14 protein-coding genes are annotated in these 23422 nt (G+C 60.2%); 7 read left to right on the top strand and 7 right to left on the bottom strand.

Annotation, left to right across the window (positions count from 1 at the left end; translation table 11 throughout):
- Window positions 1-34 precede the first annotated feature (34 nt).
- Complete coding sequence (gene ytfQ, locus Q8K08_RS11420; RefSeq protein ID WP_304798752.1) at window positions 35-1006, bottom strand: galactofuranose ABC transporter, galactofuranose-binding protein YtfQ; 972 nt, start codon at window positions 1004-1006, stop codon at window positions 35-37.
- A 590-nt stretch (window positions 1007-1596) separates the two neighbouring features.
- On the opposite strand from ytfQ, the gene Q8K08_RS11415 reads away from it, so the two are divergent.
- From Q8K08_RS11415 to Q8K08_RS11405, 3 genes are read left to right on the top strand one after another with little or no spacing between them, the layout of a single operon-like run.
- A complete protein-coding gene (locus tag Q8K08_RS11415) occupies window positions 1597-2640 on the top strand; it encodes a glycosyltransferase family 2 protein (protein WP_305250136.1) in 1044 nt (347 codons plus the stop codon).
- Window positions 2641-2643: 3 nt separating this feature from the next.
- Window positions 2644-4959 carry a rhamnan synthesis F family protein gene (locus Q8K08_RS11410; RefSeq protein WP_305250135.1) on the top strand — a complete coding sequence of 772 codons (2316 nt, stop codon included), beginning with the start codon at window positions 2644-2646 and terminating at the stop codon, window positions 4957-4959.
- Window positions 4956-6536 (top strand): glycosyltransferase, encoded by a 1581-nt coding sequence (locus Q8K08_RS11405; RefSeq protein WP_304797007.1) that lies wholly within the window; start codon window positions 4956-4958, stop codon window positions 6534-6536. Before Q8K08_RS11410 ends, Q8K08_RS11405 begins: the two co-directional genes overlap by 4 nt.
- On the opposite strand, the gene Q8K08_RS11400 is transcribed toward Q8K08_RS11405, so the two are convergent.
- From Q8K08_RS11400 to Q8K08_RS11380, 5 genes are all read right to left on the bottom strand, one after another.
- The gene (locus tag Q8K08_RS11400) at window positions 6520-7218 is read right to left on the bottom strand and encodes an acetyltransferase (RefSeq protein ID WP_305250134.1); all 699 of its coding nucleotides are present in this window, start codon (window positions 7216-7218) and stop codon (window positions 6520-6522) included. The genes Q8K08_RS11405 and Q8K08_RS11400 overlap by 17 nt on opposite strands.
- A 256-nt stretch (window positions 7219-7474) precedes the next feature.
- Window positions 7475-9004: a GMC oxidoreductase gene (locus Q8K08_RS11395; RefSeq protein ID WP_305250133.1), complete on the bottom strand. Its 1530-nt coding sequence runs from the start codon at window positions 9002-9004 to the stop codon at window positions 7475-7477.
- Window positions 9005-9458: 454 nt separating this feature from the next.
- Window positions 9459-10628 (bottom strand): AAA family ATPase, encoded by a 1170-nt coding sequence (locus tag Q8K08_RS11390; RefSeq protein WP_305250132.1) that lies wholly within the window; start codon window positions 10626-10628, stop codon window positions 9459-9461.
- Entirely contained in the window at window positions 10629-11597 is a 969-nt protein-coding gene (locus tag Q8K08_RS11385; RefSeq protein WP_305250131.1) for a hypothetical protein, read from the bottom strand. It lies immediately after the preceding gene.
- A 274-nt stretch (window positions 11598-11871) separates the two neighbouring features.
- Entirely contained in the window at window positions 11872-13122 is a 1251-nt protein-coding gene (locus Q8K08_RS11380; protein ID WP_305250130.1) for a hypothetical protein, read from the bottom strand.
- A 209-nt stretch (window positions 13123-13331) separates the two neighbouring features.
- Between Q8K08_RS11380 and Q8K08_RS11375 the strand changes: the two genes are divergently transcribed.
- Window positions 13332-13763, top strand: coding sequence for a MarR family winged helix-turn-helix transcriptional regulator (locus Q8K08_RS11375; protein ID WP_305250129.1), 432 nt, complete (start codon window positions 13332-13334; stop codon window positions 13761-13763).
- A 102-nt stretch (window positions 13764-13865) separates the two neighbouring features.
- On the opposite strand, the gene Q8K08_RS11370 is transcribed toward Q8K08_RS11375, so the two are convergent.
- Window positions 13866-15293 (bottom strand): PLP-dependent aminotransferase family protein, encoded by a 1428-nt coding sequence (locus Q8K08_RS11370; protein ID WP_305250128.1) that lies wholly within the window; start codon window positions 15291-15293, stop codon window positions 13866-13868.
- 64 nt (window positions 15294-15357) lie between these two features.
- Here Q8K08_RS11370 and Q8K08_RS11365 point away from each other — a divergent pair, with 64 nt between their 5' ends.
- The 3 genes from Q8K08_RS11365 to Q8K08_RS11355 all read left to right on the top strand — a co-directional run.
- Window positions 15358-16059, top strand: a complete 702-nt coding sequence (locus tag Q8K08_RS11365; RefSeq protein ID WP_305250126.1) for a pyridoxamine 5'-phosphate oxidase family protein — start codon at window positions 15358-15360, stop codon at window positions 16057-16059.
- Window positions 16060-16386: 327 nt separating this feature from the next.
- The gene (locus Q8K08_RS11360; protein ID WP_305250162.1) at window positions 16387-16695 is read left to right on the top strand and encodes a transposase; all 309 of its coding nucleotides are present in this window, start codon (window positions 16387-16389) and stop codon (window positions 16693-16695) included.
- A 223-nt stretch (window positions 16696-16918) separates the two neighbouring features.
- Window positions 16919-23422, top strand: a 6504-nt coding sequence (locus Q8K08_RS11355) for a beta strand repeat-containing protein (RefSeq protein ID WP_370870545.1), incomplete at its 3' end; no start/stop codon positions are given.

Here is a 23422-nt window from a genome sequence, read left to right as displayed (position 1 = left end):
TTTCCCCCGCCGACGGCTGCCCAATCGGGAAAGATCAGTAGCCCAGACCCTTGCGGCGGTCGTATTCGCCCTGTGGATCATCGCTGGGGGTATAAAGTTTGGATTCAGTGATGATGAACTTTTCCGGTAGGGTGCCTGCGTTCAGGAATGCGTCCAGCGCCTCAAACGCAGGGCCGGCCATGTTTGGCGTCAGCTCCACCGTTGCATTGGCCTCACCTGCAACCATGGCGGCAAAGATATCTGGCACGGCGTCGATCGACACCACCAGAATATCGCTGCCCGGTTTCAGACCCGCATCCTTGATCGCCTGAATGGCACCCACGGCCATGTCGTCGTTGTGGGCGTAAACCGCGCAGATACCTGCACCACCGCCTTCGGCTTTCAGGAAGCCTTCCATCACTTCCTTACCTTTTGATCTGGTGAAATCGCCGGTCTGGCTGCGGATGATCGACACATTGGTGGCCGCAGCAATGCCTTCTTCAAAGCCTTGCTTGCGGTTGATCGCGGGAGATGACCCCACGGTGCCTTGCAGTTCGACCACCTTGCACTCTTTGTCGCCCACGGTGCCGACCAGCCATTCGCCGGCCACGCGGCCTTCTTTCACCTGATCCGACGCCACCGAGGTCAGATACAGGTCTTCTGGCGCATCAATGCCGCGGTCCAGCAGAACGACCGGAATGCCTGCGTCTTTTGCTTCGGTCAGCACTTCTTCCCATCCGGTCGATACGACAGGAGCGATCAGAATGGCCTCAACCCCTTGTGCGATAAATCCACGCAGCGCTTTGATCTGGTTTTCCTGCTTTTGCTGTGCGTCTGCAAATTTGAGATCAACGCCCAGACGTTCGGCTTCGGCGCGTGTCACCGATGTTTCTGCCGCACGCCAGCCGGATTCAGATCCGATCTGCGAAAAACCGATGACTTTGCCGGACAGCCCGTCTGCATAGGCCGCCGTTGACAGCAGTGCGCCTATACCCGCGGCCAGCGCGAGTTTCTTTATTGTGAACATGAATCCCTCCCTAGGATTGTGAGGCAGACGTCTCCTCCCGTCGACCTTGGAGAAGGCTAGCAAAAGTAATACTATATGTAAAATCCAATGTGCGATGCAGGTAGAGTTTGCGTCCAGATCCAGATTTTTGGGCTGGATATGGAAAGAACAGATGGCATTTTTCGCATTAGAATACGCCAGTAATTCTATGATAACATGATGTATTCAGGCTGCTGGCTCGGTCGCGCAAGAATGGCCCGCCTTGCGGCACCCAAGGATGCCAAATGGCCCGTTGCCGCGTCTCTCCTTTCTTTGGCCTGCCCAAACCTCCACCTGTCCTGATCCGTGTTTCGGTGAAAAAAAGAGGGGGCGACAGGCGCAGGATCTTGCGAATCACAGCGTCGTGAGCCGCGTCACGCACCCCGCGCGTTGTGTGTTTTTGCGAACAGCCGCCGGGGCAGGGCCATCGCATCCCCGCGCTTGTGTGCTTTCCATCCGCTGACCGCGATATCTTGTGCATTTTTCTCTGTCGGGCGTCGCGTGACTATGGTCCAATGGGTGATGCAGTCCTGCGCGTGGCGTGGCCTTTGGTTTGTTGGCGGAGACGGTTCTTGAAAATCCTGGCCTTCACCTGCGTTCGCAACGAGGGTCCGTTCCTGCTGGAATGGATCGCCTATCACCGGCTGATTGGTGTTTCGGATTTTCTTTTCTTTTCCAATGATTGCGAGGATGGAACAGATCATATGCTGTCCTGTCTGGCCCAGCATGGTGTGGTGCGCCACATCAAGCATAGCGCAGAGCCGGGAAAAAGCGTGCAATGGATGGCGCTGCAAAAGGTGGCCAAGGAACGGATGACTGCCGGGTTCGATTGGGCGATGTTCACCGATGTCGATGAATTTCCCATGATCCACGCAGGCGCGCATCGCTTGGGTGATGCCATCGCGCAGGTGCCTGCAGAAACCGATGCAATTGCAATGCCATGGCGGCTGTTCGGGGCCAATGGGCGGGTTCAGTTTGCAGACATGCCGGTCACGGCGCAATTCCTGTCCTCGGCCCCGCCAGAGCTGTATCACCCGATTGCCGGGCGCTACATCAAGACGCTGTATCGCCCCGCCCGTTTTCAAAAAGCGGGCGTGCATCGGCCAAAACGGCTTTCAAAAGGCACATTGCCGATCTGGGCAGACGGATCAGGGCTGCCCTTGCACCCTGATTTTTCACAGCGCGAAAGCCAGATCGCCTTGCCAACGCTGACGCCGGGACGCGACATCATCGAGCTGAACCATTATTCGCTGCGGTCGGTTGAAAGTTTCATCGTGAAAACTGCGCGCGGGCTGGCCAACCGCCGGGTCAAGCGCATCGACCTCAGCTATTGGGTCGAGCGCAATTTCAACACGGTTGAAAACAAGGCCATCACTGCAATGTCGTCCGCGTTGGATGCGGAAATTGCCACCCTGCGCGCTTTGCCGGGGATAGAGGCGTTGCACCAGCAAGCCTGTGACTGGCATCGCACCCGCGCGGCCCAGCTGATCCGCACCGAGGAGGGCTATCGGCTGTATTGCGATTGCCTGCATGCGGCCGATTCCACGCCCCTGCCGCGCAAACTTGCGCTGCACCTTTACTCCGTCTTCGCCGACCTGCGGACCCAAGGCGCCTGAGGCATGGTGATGACCCTGCATATCGGCCTGAACGCCCGGCGCACCAATGCCGACGGTTGGGGCGATCTGGCCTTTGCTCACTGCCTGCGCGCTGCGTTCACCCAGCTTGGCCACCACAGCACGGTGTTCTTCCGCGACGAGACGCCCGATCTGACCGGGCGCGATGATGTGGTGTTGCGGATCATTGGCCCGCATCTGGACGAACCTGTGCCGGGGGTGCCGAATTTGTTGTGGGTGATCAGCCCGCCAAATCAGGCTCCCTTTGCCACTCTGGCCCGCTATCAGGGTTTGTTCCATGCCTCGATGCCGCTGGTCGAGAGGTGTCTGGCCCATGGGCTGCACGCCAGCTATCTGCCTCAGGCAACCGATGGCAGCGTGTTCAGCCCGGCAGCACGGGGCGATGACCCGATTGATCTGGACATCAGCTTCGTCGGCAATTTTGCCCCGCGCGCCCCGCGTGCCAATGTGCTGGAGGCGGTCAGGCTGGGCTTTGATGTGAAAATCTGGGGGCAGGGGTGGGAGGGCGTCGTGCCGCCCCGCCACATCTGCGACACAAGGCTGGATATCGCCGAACTGGCTCAGGTCTATGCCCGCTCACGCGTGGTGCTCAACAGCCACATGCCCTACATGGCCGAGGTCGGTTTCATGAGCAATCGCAGCTTTGACGCCATGGCCTGTGGCGCGCAGGTGGTGTCAGACCCTGTGCAGGGCTTTTCCGATCCGGCGCTTGGCGCGTTGCATCAGATCGGGACAGATCACGCGATGGCCGAAACACTGGCGCGTCTGGTCTGTGCCGGGCAGGATATCGCGGCAAGGGCTGCAAGCTCTGCCACCACACTGGAGCATTACAGCTTCGCCGCCCGCGCCAAGGTTCTGGCCACCGAGGCTGCGCGTTTGCTGGAGCTTGATCAGCGCGCGCAACCGGCTTTTTCCCTGATGCCGGCACGGGCGGCACAGGGTGACATTGTGGCGATTACCCTGTCGGATTATCCCAAGCCCGGCGAAGCTCTGTCGGTTGCGCTTGGTGATTGGCTGGATGCTTTGATGGCAAAGTCACAGCTTGATGTCACGCTGGCGTTGTCAGACCCCAGCACAACGCCCAATGGGTTAAGTGTGGAAGAGGCGATGCTTCGGGCTGCTGCGGCGGTGGGGCGGATCGGGGCCGTCATTGCGCGCAAGGCATCCTTTGCGCGGCTTACGGTGATCGCCCCGGCCACACTGGCATGTAAGGGGCTTGTTCATGCGATGATGCCGGATCACCGCGCGGCACAAGCTGCGGCCTGTGATCACGGCAGTGCCGATGCTCTTGCCGCGCTGGACCGGGTCTGCACCCGCGCGCGGCGGGTTTTGGAAGGTCCGGTGGGTGAGGTGATGGCGCTTGCCGAGTTGGACCAGCGCATAGATCCGGTGCAGGCCCAGATTCGCCAATTGGCCAACAGACCCCTTTACGCCCATAGCCCGGTGGGCTTTTCGCGGGATCGTCAAAAGCGCCACCTGCTTTTGTGGCCGCGCAACGCGCTTGGGCGGCTGGATGTCCCGGTCGGGGTGTTCGTGCATCTTTACCATGCCGATCTTGCGGCGCTGTTTCGGGATCGTCTGGCCGTTTTGGATCTACCGCATCGGCTGTATGTCTCGACCGACACGCAGGAAAAGGCCAACTCAATACAGGCGCAGATTCCCCTGGCGGTGGTGCGTGTGGTGCCGAACCGGGGGCGGGATGTGTTTGGCAAGGTTTATGGCTTTGCCGATGCCCATGCCGATCATGAGATCGTGCTGCATCTGCATGGCAAAAAGTCTTTGCATGCCAGTGGTCTGGACCGATGGCTTGACCTTTGCCTGCAATGCCTGTTGCCCAGCCGGGATGAGGTGTTGCGGATCGTGTCGCTGTTTCAATCCGTTCCCGATTTGGGGATCGTGGCACCACTGACATTCAAATCGGTGCTGGCGGCGGCCCATTGGGGTGATAACTTTGATATCGCGCGGGAATTGGTGGCGCGGATGCCGCATGGAATTGCGCTGCCTGACGATGCGGGTCTGGATTTTCCGGTGGGGTCGATGTTCTGGGCGCGGCGCAAGGCCATGCAACCCCTGTTGGACCTGTGCCTGACCGCCGCGCATTTTCCACCAGAAACCGGTCAGCTCGATGCGACCCCCGCCCATGCGATAGAGCGGCTGTTTGGCGTGATCTGTCAGGCGGGCGGGTATCACATGATACGGGTGGCCCCGGCAGGCAGTCACCAGCATAAGGCGCGACAGATCGTGGCCAAGCGGAACGAAGATGTGCGCCGTTTCCTGCAAGACGGAGTATTTGGCCAATGACGACGACGCTGACCCTGACCCCGGCCACAGACCTGCCTTGCGAAGGGTTTTTCGACGCAGACTTTTACAGGCGTCAGATTCCCACAGATGTCACCGATCCGCTGACCCATTTTCGCGGGCAGGGGGATCAGCTGGGCCTTGATCCATCGCCCTACTTCTCAACCCTGCATTACAAGCGCCTGTATCCCGACTGGGCAGACGGTGGGAAGCCGACTGCGCTGGATGATTTTCTTGCGCAAGAGGCACTGGGGGCGCGGCGCTCTCCGCATCCGCTGATTGACCCTGTGGCCTATGTGCGGCGCCACCCAGATGTGGCGGAGTCGGGGATGTCTGCTGCGGGGCATTTTGCCCGGCACGGCGATCTTGAAGGGCGTAGCCCGTCGGATGCGTTTGATGCAGGCTTTTACCAGCGCCGGTATTTGCGGTTGGCACAGACCCTTGCCTTTGCGCATTACCGGAATGTCGGGCAAAAGGCGGGCCATATGCCCAAGCCGCAGCCGCGCAGTGCCGCACAATCAGCGGCGGCCTCTGGTCAGGCGCGGGCCACTTTGCGCCGCCCGGTCCTGTTGGGCGTTCATGATGCGCAACAAGCCGGCACTCCGATTCTGACGCTGGATATCGCCCGTCACTGTGTGGCGCGCGGCCATTCCGTTGCCTTTGTCCTGCGCGAGGGTGGCCCGCTTGTTGCTGACTTTCAGCGCCTTGGTCCGGTTTTTGTGCTGTCCGAAGGCTGGGACGCTCCGGGGATTTTTGCCGGGTTCGGGCAGGATGTTCCGGCCATCCTGCACAGCGCAGAGATGGCCCGCATCGCCACTGCCGCAGCACAGGCCGGGCTGGCGACAACCCTGCTGATCCATGAATTGCGTGGCTATCTTGCGGCGCGGGACCTGTTGCCCGATCTGATCGCCGCCCAAGCGGCTGGCGCTCGGGTGGTCGCGTCTTTTCCCCGGATGGCGGCGGCCCTGATGCCGGATCTGGGCTCTTTGCAGGTGCTGCGGCCCGGCGTGGGGCTGCCGCCCGCGCCACTCGCTGATTTCAGGGCCTGCCGCCGTGCGAGCAAAGGCAAAACGCTATTCATCGGGGCGGGCTATGCGGACAGGCGCAAGGGTTTTGATCTGTTTCTGGATGCGGCACAGGATCTGCACGCGGCTTTGCCGAATGCGGGGTTTGTCTGGCTGGGCGGGCTTGACCCGTGGGCGCAAGGCTTGGCTGACACCGCACGGGCGCATGGTCTGCCCTTGGTACTACCCGGATTTGTCGCCGGTTCACTGCCTTGGTACGCGGCATCGTCGGTCTATCTTCTGACCTCACGCGAAGATCCCGGCCCGACGACGGTGATCCACGCGGCGGCAACCGGAACACCCTTTGTGGGCTACGCCGCCGATATCGGCCTGTGGGGCATTGCCGATCCGCTGGGGCAGTTTGTCGATGCGGGCGACAGGGCCGGTTTTGTGGCCGCAGCCCTTGCGTTTACCCGGACCCAAACTGCGGCGGATCGGCACCAACGGCGCGCAACGCTGCGCCCCCATCTGGGTTTTGGCGCATATTGCGACGGGTTGCTTAGCCCGGTCGCCTGACCAGAGCCTGCAAGCGCATCCATTCGCGCACCGTCATGGCCGGATTGCCCATCATCCGCGCCCCCGGCGGCACATCGCGCATGATGACAGCCCCCATTGCGATTGTTGCGCCGTCACCGATGCGCAGCGGGTTGCCGGGCGTTCCGTTGCAGATCACCGCGCCAGAGCCGATGTTGACCCCGGCTCCGATCTGGACATTGCCGTTGATGATGCAGCCAGCCGCCAAAGTGGCGAAATCGCCGATGGTCACGTCATGCCCGATGGCCAAGGCCAAAATCTGCGCCCCGGCGCCAATCACCACATTGGGGCTGATCCGGGTTAACGGATCCACAATCGTGCCCGCCCCGATTTTTGCATCTGCCGCGACCCTTTCCGGCACCCGGTTGATGAAGGTGGCCAGAACCGCGCCTTCCTCTGCCAGTCGTGCGGCGATTTTGGCGCGTGTTTCACCATTGCCGATCGTCAGCAGGACCGGCAGATTAGCGTGGTGCGCGGCCCGCTCTGCCCCGGAAATCACCTTAACACCAAGCGATGGATGCAGATATCCGTTGTTCAGATCATCGACCACGGCACGCAGGCGGACCCGACCTTGCCAGACCCCTTCCAACACGATGACAAACATCTGACTGTGCCCCCGGCTTCCGAAAAGCACAAACTCGTCAAACGACTCGCTTCCCTGCATCTGCCTCCCCCGGCGCTTTTGGCCCTGCATCCGCACGGTAAGGCTTGGGAGTCGCCTTGCCAACGCGGTGCAGTGGTTTTGTTGCGGCCAGCTCTATCGGTCTGGCTCTTGTACAGTGACACGCCGGCACAACGCCGATTTGTGAGGTCTGGCGCAATGTGAATGCGCCACTGACAATCGGCCGTGCGCCTTGTGGAAGCTACGCCGCTTCACCGCTGACAGAGACCGGGCTGCCTTTCCGGGCTTTTCAGCATGGTCAGACCGCAGCCCCGGCATCCTGCCCGCGCGTGTTGTGCAAATGCGCCCCGACCCGAAGCGCTTGGGCCGCGATGGTCAACGCAGGGTTCAGTGCTGCAGAGGATGGGAAGAACCCGGCATCCACCACATAAAGATTGGGGTGATCATGGGCGCGGCACATCCCGTCCAGCGCCGAAGACGCCGGATCATTGCCCATTCGAACTGTGCCGCATTGGTGCGATGGGGCCTGAATGCCAAAGCTATGGCGCAGTACGGCGGCAAACCCCGCCCGGCGCAAAATGCCTCTGACATGGCGCACAAAGCGGTCATGCGCCGCAGTGCCGCCGGGGCGGTAGTCAACCACCACCTGCCCGCCACTGGTCAGGCGCACGCGGCTGTCGGGATTTGGCAGGTCTTCTGACATCGCCAGCACATCCACAGAATGCCGCCCCAGCCAGTTCGCCAAAGCCCGTGGCATCGCCGGATAGGTTGACCGGATCATGGGGCCCTGAATATTGCCCAGCATCTGCACATTGCCGCGCGCGTCAGCATCCCCCGGCAGCCCGTGGTAAAAATCGTTCACGGACAGTGTTTTGGGAAACTTCGTGTCATTGGTCGCAAACGGACTGATACCCATCATCCCGGTCAGATGGTGGTTCATCAGATACCGCCCGACAACGCCTGACCGGTTCGCCAGCCCCTCAGGAGCCGCCTCACAGGCCGAGCGCAGCAGGATCAGGGCCGAATTGATCGCCCCCGCGCTCAGCACAAACAATGGTGCCTCAACGCGGAACATTGCGCCCCCGCGCTGCACCTCAGCCGCAATGATGCGCTGGCCCCGGTCATCGACAATCAGCCGGGTTACTTCGGCGTTGCGCTCCAGCCGCACATCGGGATGCGTAAGCAAAGGGCGCAGAACGCGGGTATCTGCGTCGCCCTTGGCATCATAGCGGCAGGCAAACGCGTCGCAGGTGCCGCAACGCTGGCAGGCCCCGCCCGGCCCGTAATCCACCGCAGATGGCATCGGAAACGGATGCAGGCCCAGACCGCGCAGCCGGTCGGCAAGGGCGGCAATCACCGGCTCGTGCGGAATGGCGGCGTGTGGGAAACCGGCACGCGGCGGCTCGGTCGGATCCAGCCCGGAGTGCCCGCGCACCCCGTAAAGCCGCTCGGCCTTTGCATAATGTGGCGCAAGGTCATCGTAGCTGATCGGCCAGGACGGCGAGGCTGCGCCATCAATCATCGTTGAGACAAAATCACGCGGGCGAAAGCGGAACATTGCCGTGCCGTAGAATTTAGTGTGCCCGCCAACATAATAATACTGCCCCGGCCGATAAAGCGCGCCCTTGGCATCTTGCCATTCTTCGCGGGTCTTGTAGCGGGACTGAACAAAAACCGCCTCGGCATCGCTGTTTTGCGGCTCGTTGGGCAGAAAATCGCCACGCTCCAAAATCAGGATTTTTGCGCCACTGCCCGCCAGCTGATGCGCAACCGAGCTGCCGCCCACACCCGATCCGATGATCGCAATATCTGCCGTGATCGTTTTCATGGGATCCCTTTAGTCTGGTCGGACAGACAACCCGCGGGTCTGTATGCGGATGTTCAAACAACTGGCCCATGAAGCGCAAATGATAGCGGCTGATCCCGCGCCTCCCGCCAAGCGCAAAAGGATCGTAAGACAGCGGCGGCGTCAAGGATATCTCTGGCAGGTTTGTCAGGCCAATCCATGCGCATTGTGCTGAACGAGGCAGCCCACATTTTCTGCCCGGGTATGGAAAACCAAGGCAGCCAGCAAGAAAACCCCAAAAGCCCCAAGTGCCACCCCTAAGGGATTGCTTGCAACATTCTGCTTTTCTTGAGATTTTTGGCTCCGGCGGTAGTGAACGGAGCCATCTTCAAATGGTTTGATTTCAAAGCAAGAAATTCCGCAGGTCCAGTCTGTGATGCCACACTCTGATGCCACAGTTGGTACATCGGCCGGATCGGCCCATCAACTAGAATTTCTACCCATCCACCGACGCATCTTTGAGGGTTTGCTCAATTTCTGGCAGCAAAGCAGAGATATCATTGGCGGTCAGATAACCTGACACAGCGAGCCGCTTCGCGATTTCTGCCAGGATCGGAAGATGGGGGGAAAGAAGCGCAACTGCACGCTTTGATTGCAATTCCAGTCGTTGGCCCACGTTCCACCGCTCGCCCTCGGTCATCGGTCGGCCAGCAGCGCCGATGGGTTCCCAGAGCAGGCCGTTCAGGCCGAGGCCCATCGTCCGTTCCATTTGCAATGCGAAGGAGGTTGCCAATGCGAGGTCGGAGTTTTCGCTGCCGCCAGCTCCGCCGGATGCATCCCCCAGCATGATGATTTCCGCTGCACGTCCCGCCAAGCAGTATGCGATCTGGTCGTCGAAAGTCTTGATCGTGCCCTCCCAGGCCGCGCGGTAGATCAGGATTTCGCCGCCATTGCCCTTGAGCGAAAGCTCGTGGATGTCGCCGATCTTCAGGATGTGCGCGATCAGTGCGTGTCCCGCTTCGTGGACAGCGATCCGCCGTGCCAGTGGTGAATCGGTCACCGCACGGTGCGGCAGGGCTGCGGTGATGTGGCCAAGGGTCAGAGGGACGCCGCTTGCCCGTGCCGTGGCGCGGGCGATGCGAATGGATCCTGCGATGTCAGACGGAGTTTTCCCGCGTGCCGCCGTCACGACCGGCGAAAGGTCCACAAAGGTGTCGGAGCCGAGATGGTGACGGAAAATGCGCTCGATGCCTTTGGCGTCGGGCAGCGGCACGGTCACATGCATGTCCAGCCGACCTGCGCGCAAGACAGCGGCGTCGATGTCTTCCGCGTGGTTTGTTGCGCCCACCAGCATGATCCCTTCGCACCCGACAACCCCATCGATCTGTGCCAGCAGTTCGTTGACCACCTGGCGGCGGTAAGATCGGGCGTGGTTATCGGTATCCTTCCGGTCCCCGATGCCATCCAGTTCGTCGATAAACAAGATGCACGGAGCCTTGAGGCGTGCTTCATCGAATGTTGCGGTCATGGCCCTCAACATATCTCCCAAATGTCCTTTGCTTTGCCATTCCCCGACTGTCGCCGCGACAAAGGGCAATCCGGTTGCAGCGGCGATGCACTGAGCCGCATAGGTTTTTCCCGTTCCTGGTGCGCCGTTCAGCAGCAATCAATGTGGCACCTCGGACCAGGGAAGCGTGCCATTTTTAAAGGCCGTCATATCCGCAACGATTTGCCGGGCGACCGTGTAGAGGGCTCCAGAACCCTCAAGTTCCAAAAGTCGATCCGTCGCGGTGATAACCGTACCCTTCGACAGGTCCTGAGCCACCCGAAGGGTCGTAGGCTCGCGAAACGCACGGAACAGCTGCACCTTCGACAGCTGTGCAAGGATCTGACCCTCGGGCAGCAGCGCCAGAATCTTTTTGCGATCGACGCGACCGGTCCGGGAGTGGCTTTTCGACAGCGCAAAAAGTACCGCTTCCTGGGTCAAGGAGGGCAGGCGGATCGGTTCGGGGAGAACCTCGCGCAAGTGTTTGGGCAACAGCATCGGATCTGACAACAGCACGATGAGGGCAGGGCGCAGCGCCAAGGCGTCTTCGATCCGCGCAATGGCCGCCTTTGGCGAAGTATCAACACTCTCGCCCCGGAACAGCGAAATGCAATGCACGGCCTTCTCTCGAAGGGCCCGCTGCAGGGTTTGCGACACACGAATACGTTTCGAAATCATGCCGTTTCGCACCACATCGCTCAACATGGGTAGATCAGCGCTGTCAGCAATCTGTAACACGGTCACCGCCCCGGGGCGGGTCAGATCGCTCACGGAGCGCGAACTGCCAATGGCTTGCGCAACCCGTGCGCACATCAGCGTCAGTGGAATATCGACCGGCAAATCAGGCAAGGTGTTGCCATTGGAGTCCGCGGCCAACAGGTCTTCATTGGCGGCAGCCATGGCCTCGGCTTCCTCTGGCGATACAGACGCCTCAGCCGGGGTCATCGCCCACAAGCCAGCAACTTCAGCCGCGATCTGGGCTTCTGTCTCTGGATCCAGCGGAGGCTTTCTGCCGTCTGAAATGGCCTCCAGCATCGAATTTGCGAAGCCGTGCCACGCCGGGATCTTGGAGGTATTGTATGGTCTCATCTTGATATCCTTCATTTGGGATCCTGTTCAGCGGCCGCGGGTTGCGGGCGGGCGGGGCAGAGAAATCGGGCGGCGTGGGCGGCGTGAAAGCATCGCGTCCACATTAAACGAGAACTGTGCATCCGCGCGGGCAGCATCGCGACGGTCATTTTGGGGCGTCAGGCGGGGGTGAGGATCAGCTTGAAACATGATGTTTTCCTTGAATTTTAGGTGTGAGAGTTCGGCCCGTGAGACCGGGTTGAGGTTGACGTGTTTGTTTGGGAGTGGCTTGGTGTTACGGCAACGCAAGCGCCGGGACGAGGCGCAACAGCAAGGGACGCCACACGTCGATCCTGCGGTTGAACTCTGCGGGATCATGGCATCGGCTGGCGCGGTCGATCATGGCCGCGGTCTTGAGGCCGAATCCCACTGCGTTGGGCAGCTCGGCCCGCCGCTTCATGGCCATGGTGATAATAGGCGCCCACAGATGTCGGCCGTCGGACAGGCCTGTCGTCAGAGCATTGTGAACTACGGCGGTGACTTCAGACGGGCGGCGCGCAGAGCCATCCCGCACTTCGCTTGCCAGGACCGATGCAAGAGCGCCGAGCAGCGGGCGCAGGCCATCTACCCTGAACGCATTCCAGTCGGAGAGTCCGAGGTCCGGCCCCACTGCTTCGTACCAGCGTTGCAGGTCAGCACGATCGGTCGATGCGAGGGCAGCAAGAAACGCCTGTGAGAGAAAGTCCTTGGCTGTGCCTGTGTCGGTGGGCGACATGCCAAGGCACGCCAGGAGGTCGTCCCCCTGGACCCAATGCCATGCCGTCGTGATCAGGTTCCCTTCATCCGTGATGGTGACAAGCTTGAACGTGAGCGCTTTGGAAGACACGGATTTCTCCAAGCATTCCTCGTCAAATGCTAAGGTGCGACCGCCTTGCCGCCAGAGCAGATCCTGGAACGGCTGTAGATTGACGCGATCCAAGGCAGCTCCGTCAAGAACCCAGGCATGCCTAAAGCATGCCGGTTCATAGAAGGCTGTCCTCCCGCTGATCGTGATGCGAGGCGGCGGCGCAAGTTGAATGTCACAGCATACAAGCTGATCGTTGATCCCGACGACGACGTCGGGACGTCGGCCAGCATTGCCGTATGTCAGATACACCTCAGCTTGTGCGAAGGTCACGGCCGCATCAGCCGCAGCTGCCGCCAACATCATATCTTTCATTTGCCGATGGCGCGGGCCTTCCTGTTTTCCACCAAACATGGTCGCGCCGATCTCGTCGGCCCGACAGGCATCCTGTGTGACTGCGGGGCACCCGACACCTTCATCCACGGCATGTGCGAAGTATGCACGTAGACCGCCGGTCGTGCCGGAAGTTCCGACAGATTGGACGCGGAGGTTCACCCGCCCGCCGCAATGGCCGCAAGAATGAGGCAAAAAACGCATCAGGGCGAGGGCCTCGGCAGAAGCGCTGTTCAGGATGCCAGCAACGGATTTCGGTGCGGTGTCGCCATTCACCATCGCCCGTACCAGAGTAATGGATCGTGACATTTCGCAAGGGTGTCTCAACATGATGCCTGATCCTCGCTTGTCTGGGTCGATAGTTTGCAGGGGTCCATCCAGGATGCTCCAAAAGAAACGCTAGTATGCTAGCAATATGGATGCAAGATGCCGTCTTGTCAATAGCATGCTAGCGATTTTGTGCGCATTAGTGCATAAGGAGGGAACTACGTGGAATCATGGGGGGCAGAGGTAGCGGCATGCAGGAACAAGAAGAGGTTCAAGCGCCTCTCATCAGCCTTCTGATCCTGGCGGCACGCATTGTGGAGCGCGAGTTCGCAGAAGCCTTGGCACCCTTTAGCCTCGCACCTGCCCAGTTTGCGATCATCGACCTTCTGGACCGAACAGGTGATCTTCGTCCGGCGGTTATAGCTCGGGCACTGGACGTCGAGACGTCGACAATTACGCTGAGCCTGAAACGGGCAGAACGCGATGGCCTTGTTTCTCGTGTGCCGGACCCCACGGACGCACGCAGTATTCTGATTTCACTCTGCCCAGATGGCCTAGACCGGTTGCTGCCCGCCAGGAAAGCCATGACGGCAGTGGAAGATCGATTGACCGAAGGATTGACTCAGGAACACAGAGCGGCGCTGAGGTTTGCAATGAATCTGATCACGAAGCAGCGAAGGTGAGGGCGACTGTGAGGCAGTATGGGCGGGAAGCGGTCGTTCAGGGTTCCAGCGCTTGACCGTATCGTGAACGCGTGACCTGATGCATGCAGAAGCCTGCGCGAATTATCCTCTTCTTCCCGAAGTGATGGCCCGTGTCGCTCCATGAGCGGCAGCCCGGATTTCGGCGGTCTCGAAGCCAGAGTAGCCGATCACAAGCCCCTGTCGTGCTGGGGCCTTGAGGAACATCTGCGATAGGCGGCGGCTGCAAAGACCGCCCGCCTCCGCCAGGCGCTGCAGTTCGGCATCCGCTTCGTCGCCGCGGGCAAAGGCAATCAGATGCAACCCCTGATCGGGGTTCATCACATCCAGCGGTGCCGCAGACAGCCCCTCGACCAGCGCGTCCCGCGCCATCCGGCAGCGCTTGCGGGCGCGGCGCAGGTGCGCGGCGTAATGCCCATCGGCCATGAATCGGGCCAGCACCGTCTCGATCAGAGGGTTGGGATAGCGGTCGGTCAGGTCGCGCAGTCTGCGGACCGTTTCGACAACCTCGGCCGGCAGCACCGCATAGCCGAGCCGCAAGCCGGGTGCCAGCGCCTTGGAGAAGGTGCCGAGATAGATCACGCGCCCGGCCCGGTCGATACCGTGAAGTGCGGCCAGAGGCGGACCGGTGAAGCGGAATTCGCTGTCGTAATCATCCTCGATGATCCACGCGCCAGCCCCCTGTGCCCAGTCCAGCAGCGCCAGACGGCGCGGCATGGAGAGCGTCGCGCCAAGCGGGAACTGGTGGGACGGTGTCAGATAGACCGCCTCGGCCTCGGGCGCGGCGAGCATACCTGCGGCGGGGTCAAGGCCATCCCCGTCCACCGGCACCGGGATGATTGTCAGCCCAAGGCTTCGAAACAGGTTCAGCGCCTGCGGATAGCAAGGGTCCTCGACCCAGATCCGGCTGTCAGACGGCAGAAACGCCCGGGCAATCAGCGACAGGGCTGATTGCGTGCCCGATGTGATCATCACCTGATCGATCCCGGCCCGGATGCCGCGCGTGACCCGCAGGTAATCCACGATTTCCCGGCGCAAGGACAGGTCACCGAAGGGATCGCCGTAGTGCAGGAACTCCGGCGGCGGGCGCAGCAGCGCCTCGCGGAACAGGCCGCGCAGATCGCGCAGAGTCCTGTCGTCGACCGTGCCGCCGCCCAGCTTGCCCGGGGCCGGGGCCAGGGGCGTGGGGCCGGTCGGCACGGGCGCCTGCAATGCGGTGCCGTGGGCTGCATGCTCGGGAACCTGCGCCGCCACAAAGGTTCCCGCGCCAAGCCGCGCCTCGACAAAGCCATCGGCGGCCAGCTGTTCATAGGCTGCGACCACGGCACCGCGCGCCAGTTTCAGCCGCTGCGCCAGCTCTCGGCTGGGCGGAAGCTTTTGCCCGGGCAGCAGGACCCGCGTCACGATCAGACGTCGCAACTCGGCCTGCAGCGCATCGCGGCGCGGCCCTGCGGCAGGGAGCACCGGGATCAGCGCGGACCAGTCGGGTAAATTGGTTCGATGTTTCTGCAAATGAGTGGTCCTTTTGGGTTCCAATATTGCCTGCTACTCCGTCGGCAACAAGAGGAGACCCTTCATGAGCGACGCCGCCACCCCGACCTATCCCCTCACCGCCCGCAACCGCCTCAAGCGCCGTCATGACCGGGGCCGCTACGACCATGCCAGCGTTCATGCCATCCTGGATTCAGGGATGCTGTGCCATGTGTCCTATGTCATCGACGCCCAACCCTATTGCACGCCGACCCTCTACTGGCGCGAGGGCACACGGCTTTACTGGCACGGGTCGTCCGCCAGTCGGATGCTGCGTGCGCAGGAAGGCGGCGTGCCGGTCTGCCTGACGATGGCGCATCTCGACGGGCTGGTGATGGCGCGGACGGGGTTCAACCACTCGGCCAACTACCGGTCGGTCATGTGCTTCGGCCAAGCCAATCTGATCGAGGGCGAGGCGAAGGTTGCCGCGCTCCACGCGATGATCGAGCGCTTTTTTCCCGGTCGGGACGCCGGGCTGCGACCCTTCTCGACGCAGGACATCAAGGCCACGACTGTCATCGGGATGGAGATCGAGGAAGCCTCGGCCAAGATCCGCGCCGCGGGGAACCTCGATGAGCCCGAGGATATGGACAACCCCAGCTGGGCGGGTGTGATCCCGGTCGCAACCTTGATCGGGAAAGCGCAACCCTGCCCGAACAACCCGGCACAGCCCCTCATGACGGGACTGGAGGGCTATGTCGCGGGGGCGCGTCTGGATGACGTGATTTCTGCCGTCGCTTCGCGCTGAACCCACCGTTCGCCACCGAGCGACCGTGGGCCCCTGTGGGCCGGGCACGTCGATTCTGCCGTCAACTTCGCAAGGGGCGGATTGCCGACTGTGAGGTTGCAGCATTGCACTCGCAGCATCTTGTGATAGCTGCCATTCGCTCCATTTTTGTGGCTATACCAGAGCCATTTTCAGCTACATTTGCCAACACTAAATGCACGCGAAACGGCTGAGGCGATCCGCAGACCAGAGACCAAGCCATGTCAGCCGCTTTCGGCGGCGGCGTAACCCGGTCGGAACGATCGCCAGACTCATGCGTTATGTCCCCGTTAACGACTCTCGTTATGACTGAGGGACGACCGGGGGCAGCTCAGCCGCCATGTCCTGTCGGCCGATGCGATCTTTGCTGATGATACGCCGCTCAACATGCTGGCGTCCGGCACCGGCAAGACACAGATAGCCCGGTTCTGGACTTACGCGCGTGACGAACGACCGTGGGGCGGCACCGCGCCCCCTGCCCACCGGTATCGCTTCTCCGGCGATCGGAAAGGCGGCGGCTCACTTCTCGGTGAAAAAGTCGCCTCAATTCTGGGTGAAAATCAACATGCCAAGACCCCGAACCAATCCAGGGCTGCGGTAAAGCCTTTTACAACCTAGGGGCGTTTTTGTTCGAAGGGCTGGCTGGCTGAAAGGGTGGTCGAACTCGCACTCTTTGATCATTTACGTGCGATTTGGCCCAACGCGAATCACCTGTGGCGGTAGTTACACATGTTGCAACAACGCCACTCCAACCGTAAGGGTGGGAGCGCGCCGCCGCCGTTCTCTTTGCAATGTAAGGCTTTTTAGTTAATAATTATTTTGCAACAAAAATGGTCAAATTATGTGTATTTGTTCGGTGCGCGCGGCTCTGTTTTACTCAGTAGTCACTGTTTTTGGTGTGTTTTTCACTGCAGCCGCTCAGGCGCAGGTTCTGCCAGCGGTTGAAATGGATGTGTCTGGCGCGAATACCGCAGCCTTGGCCGTTGGCCTGAACGCGCAAACCGTTACCATGGTTAACAACCCAAACAACCCGAACGACAACATCTTTGCCGGTGTTGCGCCCCCTATCACGGCGACGTATGAACTGTTCAATCATCAGTTTTCAGGTCTTGCCTCGCCGACAGTTGGTGGCGTTGGCGTTGGTTTTGGCGGCGAGGGAAACCCCGCTTATGGGCGGTTGAACGCTTTTGGGGGCGGGGCCAATAATCAGGTGACATCCCTGCCCGGCAACACGCCCGGAACCGGGATCGCAACAGGAACCAACTACGGTGTTATGTTGTTCAATTGGGTGGAGGGCTTGAGAGGCCGGCCCGCAGTTGGCCGTTACCACATGGCGGACATGCGTATCACCTTTAGCACGCCAGTCTCCAACCCTGTTTTGAATTTGACAGGCTTGGGCGGTTCGGTGGGGTCAAAGGGTTTTTCCGCGGCGTTTGATCTGCTGCCCGGTGGTGGGGCAACCGGGTTGAGCCGGCTATCTGGCACGGCCAGTTTCGGGGTGGCAGGCAATCAGGTCAACAACCTGACGGTGAACCCCGGAGCATCTTGTACGACACTCAGTTCGGGTGCTTGCGGTTCGGTGCATGTCCTCGGCAATGCCGTGACCGAGATCACTTTGCGCATCTACACAAGAAGCGACAGCACGACTGTCTGGCCCACCACGACGAGCGGTGCGGATGCCTATCTGGTTGGCGTGTCTGCCGAAGTGTCGGACATGCAGCCTTCGTTCAGCAACCTGCCAACTACGGCCTTGATCCCCGGTCAGACATACACCGGTCTGACACTGACCTGCACCAACAACGGTCCCAATACGGCGCGCGGTGCATTCTGCGAACCTACTGTAAATGTTGGCCTTATCTCGAACCTGTCGTGCACTCCTGCGATGCCGGGTTCCGTTTCAGCCGTTTCGCCGAACAATACGACTGTGTGTACCTATGATTACCAATTCCCGCTTGGCGCGACGGAAAACGAGATCATCCTGACTGGCCAGACGGGCGCGTTCAACGACCGCAACGGCGGCGACGATGGGGCGGCTGGCAACAACGAGGTGACGCAAATCCTGCCGATTGCGCAACCTGCATTCACCCTGACCAAATCCAGCCCGACTGCAAGCTACGCCGCATCGGGAAACACTATCAGCTATCAGTTTGTCATCACCAACACGGGCAATGTGGCCTTTCCTGCGCCGCCCACCATAAGTGACCCTTTGATCCAGAACGCGGGCGGCAGCATTTCCTGCCCATCCGGCCCGATTGCAATTGGCGCCAGCCGGACCTGCACCGCCAGCTACACGGTTGATCAATCTGATCTGGACAACAGACAGGTTCAGAACACTGCGACGGCAGCGATCACACTTGGCGATCGTGAAGCGGCCGCGACCTCAAACCAAGTGACGGTTCCGGTTGCGCTTAATCTTGCATTGTCGATCGACAAGCGGCTGCAAGCTGGCTCGCCTTCGCCCTATTCGGCTGTCGGTGAGCAACTGATCTATGAGTATGTGCTCACAAACTCCGGCAATATTACACTACTTGATCCGATCAGCGTGGCTGACGACAAGGTCTCGGTCACTTGCCCAGCGGGCAATCTTGCACCCGGTGCCAGCATCACCTGCACCTCAGCGGCCTATGTCATTGCGCAAAGCGATCTGGATGATGGAAGCGTCACCAACATCGCTTCGGCCAGCACAACGGCAGCCGGTGGCGGTGAAGCGGTTACCAGCCCGACTGATACAGTGACAGTCAACGCCAACCAGCAACCTGCGATGACCATGGTCAAGACCGCGCCGCCAGTCGATCCGGCAGATTTCGCGCCGGGGTTAGAGGTGGTTTATTCTTACCAGATCACGAATACCGGCAATGTAACCATCACGGATCCGATCACCGTCAGTGACGACCGGATCAACGCTGGCACACCCTTTGCCTGCGGGCCGGTTCCGCTTGCGCCGACGGCGATCATCACCTGTACGGCAAGTTACACGGTGACAGCGGCAGATGTTGCGGCAGGGTTTGTCAGCAACATCGCCTCTGCCACCGATGGCACAACCACTTCGAATACCGATACCGAAACGATCCCCCAATCGGGCTCGCCTGGGTTGACGCTGAGCAAAGTCGCTGACAACGTGACCTTCTCGGCACTGAGCGACACCTTGACCTACACATTTACCGTTACCAATAGCGGCGAGACGGTGCTTGTAGATCTGACGCCGATCACCATCAGCGACCCTAAAATTACCGGTATCAGCTGTAGCCAGCCCGCGGTACTTAACCCGGGTGAGAGTTTCACCTGCACTGGTAGCTACAGCCCGATTTCGCAAGCCGAAATGGATGCGGGAGAAGTCGTCAACACGGCGACCGCAAGCGTTGTTCTGCCGGGGGGCACGATCACCTCTCCATCGTCCAGTGCCACAGTGCCAGCAAACGTTACCCCGGCGCTCAGCCTTGAAAAAACGGGCCCTGCCAGTTTCAATGCGGTTGGGCAGGTGCTGAACTTTGATTTCCGTGTCACCAATACCGGCCCGCAAACGCTATCCAGCATTTCTGTCGCGGATCCGATGATTGTAGCAGCGGGTGGGGCGGTATCTTGCCCTGCAGGTTCGGTTGCGCCGGGCGCCGATGTGACCTGTACGGCCAGCTATACCGTGACGCAGGCCGATATGGATTCGGGCCAGATTACCAACACGGCCACAGCTTCGGGTTCCACCAACTTGGGTGTGACCGCGACCGATACCGATGATGCCATCGTGCTGGTCGCCGCTGGCGCACAAATCCGCGCCTTGTCGCTGAACAAGTCATCAACGCCGACCACGTTCACTAATGTGAACGATGAAATCACCTTTGCCTTCGCTGTAGAAAACACGGGCACTCTGACCCTGACCAATATCGTGGTCACAGACCCAATCGACGCAAGCTATAGCTGCACGATTGCCTCGCTTGCTCCGGGACTGACCGATACAAGTTGCAGCCTGACCTATTTTATCACCCAAGCGGATATTGACGCAGGCAGTTTGACCAATACCGCCGCGGCAGATGACGGGGCAGGGGCCTCTGATACAGGTGGCACCACTCTGTCTGGCCCCATCGCTGCGCCAGCCATCGAATTCGACAAGCTTGCCAGTGTTTCGCAATACACTGCGGCTGGAAACACCGTCACCTTTACCTTCAGCGTGCGCAACATAGGCAATGTCACGCTGTCAGATGTTGTGGTCACCGACACTTTCTTTAGCCCGGCATATACCTGCAACGTGCCCGACCTTTCGCCGGGGCAAGTGAACACGGCCTGCCAGGTTAACTATACCGTCACCCAAGCCGATGTGGACAGTGGCAGTTTTCAGAACGCCGCCAGTATAGTGGTCGAAGATCCGAATGGCACTGTCGTCACTGGCGAAGATTTTGTGGTGCTGACAGGGCCAAACGAAGCCCCCGCAATCACCGTCACCAAGACTGAGGCTGATGGGACGGGCGGTTTTGACAACCTGCCCACGTCCGAAACCTTCACGTTCGAAGTGACAAACAGCGGCAATGTCACGCTTGTTGGGCTGCAACTGTCTGACCCGATGATTGGCTTGTCTTGCACCCTGCCAGACCTTGCGCCCGGCCAGTCAACAACCCAATGCGCCGACAGCAGCGCGCTGAGCGGCAGTTACACATTGACGCAGGCGGATGTAGACGCCGGGTCGATCACCAATACTGCTACGGCAACGGGTGCGACAACGCGCGGTACCGCAGTCACTGCCACCGGTGATCTGACGCTGACTGGCCCTGAGCGCGCGCCGTCACTGGCGATTGCCAAGGCCACCAGCTTTGTCGGACCATACACCACCGTCGGTGAGGTCATCCCTTACAGCTATACCGTCACCAATACTGGCAATGTCACTTTGGCCGGGCCGATCACGGTTGATGATGACCGGATCGCCGATGTGCAGTGCGCTGGCGTTCCCGCAGGTGGGCTTGCACCGAATGCCACGCTTGACTGTTCGGGCAACTATGCCATCACCCAAGCCGATCTTGATGCCGGGTCTGTCACCAATACAGCCTTTACAGAAACCGTTGATCAGGGCGTGCCGGTGCAGTCCTTGACGGATGATGTGACAGTCACCGCCGCCCAGACCGCCGCCCTTGCGCTGGACAAGCGTCGGGCAACGGGCGCACCTAGCAGTTTCACTGCCCCCGGTGTTTTGATCTCCTATGAATTCGTTCTGCGAAATACGGGCAATGTTACCCTGTTCGCGCCATTCACGGTGGATGATGCGCTGGCCTCTGTCGATTGTACGACGGCCCCCGCCAGCCTCTCCCCGAATGCGACCACCATCTGTACAGCCAGTTACACCACCACGCAGGCCGATGTGGATGCCGGCGGCGTGACAAATACGGCGGATGCCGCTGCACAAGACCCGGATGGAGCCACGGTCACCTCTGCGCAAGACAGCGTAACAGTTCCGGCGATCCGCACACCGGCGCTGAGCATTTCTAAATCGGCAGATGCTGCATCGCTCGACCCGCTGAACTTTTTGGTCGGAAACACGGTCACTTATACCTATGTGGTTGAAAATACGGGTAATGTGACCTTGACAGACCCGGTCACGGTTTCAGATAACCTGACACCCGTGTCTTGCCCCGCTTTGCCTGTCGGCGGCTTGCTGCCTGCCGCGCAGATTACCTGCACGGCAAGTTACGAACTGACCGCTGATGATCTGGGTCTTGGATCGACGACGAACAATGCCCTTGCGACCTCGGGAACAACTGTATCCCCCAGCGACGATGTCACCATTCCTGCGGGTGCAATGCCTGCGTTGTCGATCGAAAAGAGCATCGTGTCAGGTGCACCGTTTGCGGAACTGAACGATCCGATCGTCTATAACTTCCGCGTGACCAATTCGGGCAACGCCGCATTCATTCAGGACGTCCGGGTTTTTGACAACGTGATCAGCCCGATCGACGGGGACACGCTGTGTTTTGACAGCCAGGGCGGCACCGTGAACTTTCCGCCTGTCGCCGCTGATCCGCTTGCCGGTGTCGTGGAGTGTCAGGCGACCTATTTCGTGACGCAGGCGGATCTTGACCGTGGCTTTGTCACCAATGAAGCCTATGCCTTCACAACCTATCAAAACCTAAGCCCTAATCCGATTGCGGTCCAATCCCCGACCGATACCGAAACGGCCAATGCGGGCACTGATCCTGCTCTTACCCTCGCCAAAACCGCCGCCCCTGCCAATGGTGCAGCGGCTGGAGATACCATTACCTATACTTTGGTTGCGACCAACTCCGGAAATCAGACGCTCAGCAATGTCAGCATAGCCGACCCGATGTTGCCGACCCTTAGTTGCGATCTGCCTGCGCCTGTCACGCTGGCCCCGAATGCCGCGTTGACCTGCACGGGAAGCTACACAGTCACGCAATCTGATGTGGATGCACAGGAAATCAATAACACGGCGGGCGCGACTGCCGTATCGCCCCAGGGTGCGGATGTGTCTGCAACAGATACGGCCCAACACGTTCCACAAGCGCCTGCGGCAGCTATTTTGATTGAAAAACTGGCCAACCCTGCCCCTGGCGCTAACCCCGCCTATACGGCGACAGGTCAGACATTGGGTTACCGCTTCCGCGTCACCAATACCGGCAACATCACACTCAGTGACATCGTTGTCACGGATAGCCTCGATCCGGCCTATTCCTGCCCGGTTCCGGACCTTGCGCCGGGCCAAAGCAATAATGCCTGCATTTTCAGCCTGACTACTACGCAGGCAGATATCGACGCGGGCAGTATCTTAAACACCGCGACAGTCGTCGCAGTGCCGCAAAACCCCGGCGCAATCCAAATCGATGATTCCGACGATTTGAGCCGCAATGGTCCTGCTCGTCTCCCGGAGCTGATGCTCTTTAAATCCGCGCTTACCGCGTCATTCGATGCACCAAACCAAATCCTGAACTATGCCTTCGAGGTGGTGAACAGCGGAAACGTCACAATTACCACACCGGTTACGATTACCGACGACCGCATCGGACCATTCGTTTGCGGTAACGCTGATCCGGGGACACTTGCGCCCGGCGCATCGATTATCTGCGAAGCGATCGATACAACCATTCAGGCAGATGTGGATGAAGGTGTAGTCGTCAATACCGCCAGCGCCGTAGGCAGCTTCGATGGCGCGCCCGTGATGTCCGGCAATGTGCAGGAATCTATCAATGCAGTGCAAGACCCAAGCATTGCGCTGGTCAAGACGGCGGATATCAGCGGCCTGTCCAGCCCGGTGGCGGTTGGCGATGTGATCACCTATGGCTTCACGGTGACGAACACGGGCAATGTGACGCTGACGGGGATCACGCTGGACGACCCGCTGGTCACGGTT

It is taken from the genome of Pseudotabrizicola sp. (genome assembly GCF_030684215.1).
Taxonomy (GTDB): Bacteria; Pseudomonadota; Alphaproteobacteria; order Rhodobacterales; family Rhodobacteraceae; genus Pseudotabrizicola.
This window is presented reverse-complemented; position numbering and strand designations above follow the sequence as displayed.